The sequence below is a fragment of the Streptomyces hirsutus genome (assembly GCF_001418415.1).
In the GTDB taxonomy this organism is placed as follows: Bacteria; Actinomycetota; Actinomycetes; order Streptomycetales; family Streptomycetaceae; genus Streptomyces; species Streptomyces hirsutus.
This window is the reverse complement of the sequence record NZ_LIQT01000103.1, coordinates 1-6,106: the sequence shown is the minus strand read 5'-3', so window position 1 is coordinate 6,106 and position 6,106 is coordinate 1. Positions and strand designations below refer to the sequence as shown.

Annotated in this window: 4 protein-coding genes and 2 pseudogenes; 5 read left to right on the top strand and 1 reads right to left on the bottom strand. The window is 72.6% G+C overall.

Annotated features, from left to right (window positions below; genetic code table 11):
- Positions 1-349: 349 nt before the first annotated feature.
- A complete protein-coding gene (locus AOK11_RS09065; RefSeq protein ID WP_055593144.1) occupies positions 350-760 on the top strand; it encodes a VOC family protein in 411 nt (136 codons plus the stop codon).
- Positions 761-875: 115 nt separating this feature from the next.
- Entirely contained in the window at positions 876-1,682 is an 807-nt protein-coding gene (locus tag AOK11_RS09060; protein WP_055593143.1) for a TetR family transcriptional regulator, read from the top strand.
- On the opposite strand, the gene AOK11_RS09055 is transcribed toward AOK11_RS09060, so the two are convergent.
- A complete protein-coding gene (locus AOK11_RS09055; protein ID WP_055593146.1) occupies positions 1,675-4,101 on the bottom strand; it encodes an MMPL family transporter in 2,427 nt (808 codons plus the stop codon). The two genes, AOK11_RS09060 and AOK11_RS09055, sit on opposite strands and share 8 nt — an antisense overlap.
- A gap of 161 nt (positions 4,102-4,262) precedes the next feature.
- Between AOK11_RS09055 and AOK11_RS09050 the strand changes: the two genes are divergently transcribed.
- The 3 genes and pseudogenes from AOK11_RS09050 to AOK11_RS44615 form a co-directional block, all read left to right on the top strand.
- Positions 4,263-4,952, top strand: coding sequence for a response regulator transcription factor (locus AOK11_RS09050; RefSeq protein WP_055593142.1), 690 nt, complete (start codon positions 4,263-4,265; stop codon positions 4,950-4,952).
- 44 nt (positions 4,953-4,996) lie between these two features.
- Positions 4,997-5,833: pseudogene (locus AOK11_RS09045) on the top strand (HAMP domain-containing protein); the annotation flags it as partial.
- 2 nt (positions 5,834-5,835) lie between these two features.
- Positions 5,836-6,106: pseudogene (locus AOK11_RS44615) on the top strand (sensor histidine kinase); the annotation flags it as partial.

Here is a 6,106-nt window from a genome sequence, read left to right as displayed (position 1 = left end):
GGTAGCCACCGGGCGGCGGGGGGTAGCCGCCGGCGGGCTGCTGGGATCCGGGCTGCGGGTAGCCGTAGGGGCCGGACGGGCCGGCTCCGCCGGAGTTCGGGGGGCCGAAGCCGGGTGGCGTGGACGGCTGCTGCGGCTGCTCGCTCACAGTGGGTCTCTCCTGAAAGATACGGATAACTGTCGGTCATCTTGCAGGACTCGGGCGGCAATGAGAAGTCGGAACCCGGGCAGGGACTTTCCGGCACGATCCGCCGGCCGGGTTCCGAGGCCGTCCGTCCGGACGAGTGACCCTCCGCCTCCCGGTCACCGCTTCTGCCCGCTGTGCGCCGGCACCGCCTAATGTGACGCCATGTCAGACGATGAGTCCTGCGAACTGCTCGGGTTCGACCATGTGCTGCTGCCCGTCGGGGACCTCGACGAGGCCGTCGGATTCTACGGACGGGCCGGGTTCCCGGTCGGCTTCCGGCTGGACGAGGCCGGGATCGTCCTGCTGAAGGTGGGCGGCGAGACGCCCGGGGTGCTGCTGCGGCACGAGGCGGGTCTGGGCCGCCGGCCACCGGCCCTGCCCTCCGCCCGGACGTGGCTGGAGGTGCCGGACGCCCGCGTCGCCGCCGAGGCGCTGGAGAGCGCCGGGATCGGTCTGCTCGACGGGCCGTTCCCGGGCGCCACCGGCTGGACCGTCGAGTTCGCCGACCCCTGGGGGAACGTGGTGGGCCTGACCGACTACACCAAGCGCCCGCAACTGGGCCGGCGGCCGTAGGCCGTGTCCGCCCCTCCCCTCCGGGCGGGCGTCACCCCCTGAGACCGCGGACCCCGCGGCCTCAGGGGGACCCGCGCGCCCGACGGGTCCGAACGGCAGGCCCTAAGCTCTGTCCGTGTCCGTGAAGAACGACGGTCCCGGTGACGGTGCCGCACTCAGCAAGTCCGAGCAGACCCGCGCCCTGATCCTGGAGACCGCCATGCGGCTGTTCCAGGAACGCGGGTACGACAGGACGACCATGCGGGCCATCGCCACGGAGGCCGGGGTCTCCGTGGGCAACGCGTACTACTACTTCGAGGGCAAGGAACACCTGATCCAGGGGTTCTACGACCGGATCGCCGCCGAGCACCAGCGGGTGGCCCGGGAGACCCTGGAGCGGGAGACCGACCTGGAGGCCCGGTTCGCGGGCGTGCTGAAGGCGTGGCTGGACATCGCCACCCCGTACCACGAGTTCGCGGTGCAGTTCTTCAAGAACGCCGCCGACCCCGACAGCCCGCTCAGCCCCTTCTCGCCCGAGTCGGAGCACGCGCGCGCGGAGGCGATCAGCGTCCACCGGGAGGTGCTGGCCGGTTCCGGGGCCAAGGTGCCCCCGGAGCTTCGGGAGGCGCTGCCGGAGCTGATGTGGCTGGCGCAGATGGGCCTCGTCCTGTACTGGATCTTCGACCGTACCGAGAACCGTGAACGCAGTTACCGCCTCGCCGAACGCGGCGCCCGCATCACCGCGCGGGGCGTCTCCCTGGCCCGGTTCCGGGTCCTGCGCCCGCTGGTCCGCGAGGTCCACGACATGTTCACGGAGTTCCTGCCGGGAATGACCAAGATGCTGCCGGACCCGGCGAAGGACCGGGGAGCGCCCGCCGGCAACGGCGAAGAGCCCCACGGGGCGCCCGCCGGCGGTGACGGGCGCCCCGGTCCGGTCAGCTGACGGCGTCCACCTCACCGGGGGCGAGTTCCACGTCGTGCACCAGCGGACCGCCGAGCACCGTCACCTGCCCCGCGCGGGAGCCGTACGGCGCCGCCCTCACCGCCAGCAGGTACGTGCCGGGGGACGGGACGGAGACAATGTACGAGCCGTCGGCGAGGGAGACGACCCGGTCCACCTGCCGCCCGCCCGAGGTCAGCAGGGTGACCGCCGCGCCGTCCACGGGGTCGCCGTCGACGGTGCGCACGAAGCCGTGCACGGCCGAGGCGGCCAAAGCGTCCCCCTCGCCCGGGGCCCGGGGGGCCGGGAGCGCGCCCGCGCCGTCCTCCTTCGGCTCGACCGCGAGATGCGGCAGCCGCTTCTCCAGCCCCGCCGGCAGCCACCAGTTGGCCTTGCCGATCAGATGCATCACGGCCGGCACCAGCGCCGTACGCAGGATGAACGCGTCCAGGGCGACGGCCGCGGCGAGCCCCACGCCCGCCATGGCCGCCCCGTAGTCGCCGCTGAGCACGAAGGCGAGGAAGACGCACACCATGATCAGGGCCGCGGAGTTGATGACGCGGCTGGTCTCCGCGAGGCCCACGCGCACCGCGCGGGCGTTGTCCCGGGTGTGCACCCATTCCTCGTGCATCCGGCTCACCAGGAACACCTGGTAGTCCATGGAGAGCCCGAAGAGCAGCGACAGCATGATGATCGGCAGGAAGGCCGCGATGGGGCCCTCCCTGCCGAGGCCGAGCAGGTCCAGTCCCCAGCCCCACTGGAAGATCGCCACCAGGACGCCGAAGGAGGCCGCCGCCGCGAGCAGGTTCATCACGGCGGCCGTCAGCGGCACCACCAGGGAGCGGAACGCGAGCAGCAGGAGCAGGAAGCCCAGGCCGATGATCGTGCCGATGAAGAGCGGCAGCCGGTCCCCCGTCACGGACGCGAAGTCCTTCGACACCGCCGTGACCCCGCCGACGTGGGCCTCGACCCCCGCCTCGGGGATCACGTCCTCGCGCAGGACGTCGATGAGCCGGTCCGTCCTCTCGTCCTGCGGTGAGGTCTTCGGGACGACCTGGATGACGGTGACGCCGTTCGCGGGCGGGATCGGGGCGACCTGGGCGACGCCCTCGGTCCGCTCGACGGCCGTCACCAGGCTGTCGGACGCCTCGCCGTCCACGACCACCTGGAGCGGGCCGTTGAAGCCGGGGCCGAAGCCCTCGGCGAGCAGGTCGTAGGCCTTCCTGGTGGTCGTGGACGCCTCGTCGTTGCCCTGGTCCACGGTGCCCAGGCGCAGCGACAGCAGCGGGACGGCGAGCGCGGCCATCAGGACCACGGCGAGGACGGCGGTGGACCGCGGACGGCGTTCGACGGTGGCGGCCCAGCGGGCCGCGAGTCCGGTGGTCCGGTCCGTCTCCGGGCCGCGCGCGGCGAGCGCGCGGCGCTGGCGGCGGCTGAGCACCCGGTGGCCGAGCAGACCCAGCAGCGCCGGCAGCAGGGTGACGGCCGCGAGCACGCTCAGCACCACGGTCAGCGACGTGCCGATGACGACACCGTCCAGGAAACGCAGGTTCGTCACCAGCATGCCGGCCAGCGCGATGCACACCGTGCCGCCCGCGAAGAGCACCGCCCGCCCCGAGGTGTTGAGCGCGGTGACGGCGGCCTCCTCCGGATCGTCGCCGCGCAGGATGCCGCGCCGGTGCCGGGTGACGATGAACAGGGCGTAGTCGATGCCCACACCGAGACCGATCAACGTCGACAGCAGTGAGGCGAGTTCGGGCACGTTCGTGACATGGCTGATCAACTGGGTGCCGAACAGGCCGGTGCCGACGCCGAACACGGCGATCACGATCGGCAGCAGCATCGCGAGCAGCGAGCCGAACGCCACGAACAGCACCACGGCGGCGGCGAGGACGCCGACCAGCTCCGCCGTGCCGGTGGGCGGCTCCTGGACCCGCGTGATGGCCTGGCCGCCCAGCTCCACCTGGAGTCCGTCGCCCGCGGCGTCCTGCGCCGTGCCGACGACGTCCTCGACGAGTTCCTTCGGCACGGCGTCCGCCTGTTCGGCGAAGGTGACCTGCGCGTACGCGGTCCGCCCGTCCCGGCTGACCTGGGCCGCGCCCTGCGGCCCGTAGGGGCCGGCGACCTCACCGACGCCCTCCATGCGCCCGATCGCCGCCAGCGCGGGCTCCATCCGGGACCGCACGGACGCGTCCCGCACGGAACCGTCCTCGACCTTCCACACCACGGTGTCGGTGTCGCCGGCGCGTTCCGGGAACGCCTTCTCCATCAGGTCGTACGCCCGCTTGGAGTCCGTGTCCGGCAGGGAGAAGACATTCGCGTAGTTCGTGCCCGCGCCGCTCGCCGCCGTCCCCAGTCCGAGCAGCGCCCCCACCCACAGCAACACGACCACCAGCCGATGCCGATAGCACCAGCGTGCCAGTACCGCCACGTTCAAGCTCCTTCGTCGCTCCGAGGTCCCCCAGGTCCTCGCAGCAGAGTCGACGACGGGCCCCGCGCGGGGACACGGCTCGCCCGGGACTCTCAAGGAACTCCAAAGCGGGAAGCGGTACGGCCGCGGGCGCTCGCACCGATACTGGGAGCATGACGACGGCTCCAGGCACCGTGCTGGTCGTAGAGGACGAGGAGAGCATCGCCGATGTCCTCACCATCGCCCTGCGCTACCACCGCTTCGAGGTCATGACGGCCGGCACCGTCCGCGAGGCGCTCGCGCTGGCCGAGCACACCAGGCCCGACGCGGCCCTGCTCGACGTCATGCTGCCGGACGGCGACGGCCGCGGACTGGGCCGTGAACTTCGGCTCCGTCGGCCGGAGTTGGCGGTGGTGTTCCTCACCGCCCGGGACGCCCCGGCAGAGATCGTCGGCGCGCTCGGCTTCGGCGACGACTACATCACCAAGCCGTTCAACATCGACGAGGTCGTCGCGCGGGTCACCGCGGTACTGCGCCGCACCCGGCCCGCCGACGTCCTCCCGCAGCGGGCACCGCTGCGCCACGGCGACCTGGAGCTGGACGAGACGACGTACTCGGTGCGCCGCGCGGGCCGTTCGGTCGAACTGACCCCCACCGAGTACGCCCTGCTGCGCTTCCTGGTGCGCAACGGCGGCCGGATCGTGCCCAAGGACCAACTGCTGCGCCATGTCTGGCAGTACGAGCACACCCCGCCGGAGTCGACCGTCGTCGAGACCTACATCAGCTACCTGCGCCGCAAACTCGACACCCTGGGTCCGCCGGTGATCACCACCCGGCGCGGGGTCGGATACGGCCTGACGTGAGGGCGCCGAAGCCGCGGCCGCGCCGGCGTCCCCCACTCTCCCGGCTGCGCCACCTGGTGTGCTGCGAGCGGGGCGTCCACTCCCTGCGCGGCCGGCTGACGCTGGCGAACCTGGTGCTGCTCGCCATCGGCATCACGGCGGCGACCCTGGTGAGCGTGCTGGTCATGCGGTACTACCTGCTCGACCAGATCGACACCGAGCTGACCCAGAACCGCGACTCGCTCGGCGGCTCGCAGCTGACGCTGCGGCAGATCGACTCGCTGAGCGTACTGAGCTTCTTCACCGAGCGGGTGCACCCGGAGTGGAACGGGCAGAACCGCCCCGACTCGATCTTCGCCGCCGTCGGCCCCGGGGGCGAGGCCGTGGGCGTCCTCGGCTTCGAACCGACCGCCGCCCAGCGCGCCCTGGCCGACGAGGTGGGCGATCCGCGCCCCCTGGTCCGGGACCCCGAGCCGCACGACCTCACCGTCCGGGGCACCGCCTACCGCGCGACGGCCACGCGGCTCGGGGACGGCACGTACATCCTGCTCGCCACCTCCACCGAGTCGCTCCACGCGGGGGTCGCCAAGGCGATCAGGCTCGACGCGGCCATCGGGACACTGCTGCTCGCCCTGCTGGCCTGCCTGACGATGGTCAGCGTCCGCCGCCGGATGCGGCCGCTGGAGGACATGGTGGAGACCTCGTCGGCGATCGCCGAGGGCGATCTGACCCGGCGCGTGCCCTCCAGCCGGGATCCCATCCTGGAGGTGGAGCAGCTGCGGCTCGCCCTGAACACGATGCTCCAGCAGGTCGAGTCGGCGTACCGCACGCGCGAGCGCAGCGCGGCCCAGCTGCGCCGGTTCGTGGCCGACGCCTCGCACGAACTGCGCACCCCGCTGGCCNNCGAACCGGCGGAGCGGCGCCGGGCCTGGGACAGGATGCTGACGGAGTCCGACCGCATGGCGCGGCTCGTGGACGAACTGCTCGTGCTGGCCCGCCTCGACCAGCGGCCCGAACTGCGGCTGCGGAACGTGGACGTGTGCCGGCTGGTACGGGATGCCGCCGAGGACCTGCGGGTGCAGCAGCCCGAGCGGCCGGTGACGGTCGACGCCGACGGCGCGGTGCTGGTACGGGCCGACGAGTCCGGGCTGCGGCAGGTGCTGGGCAACCTGCTG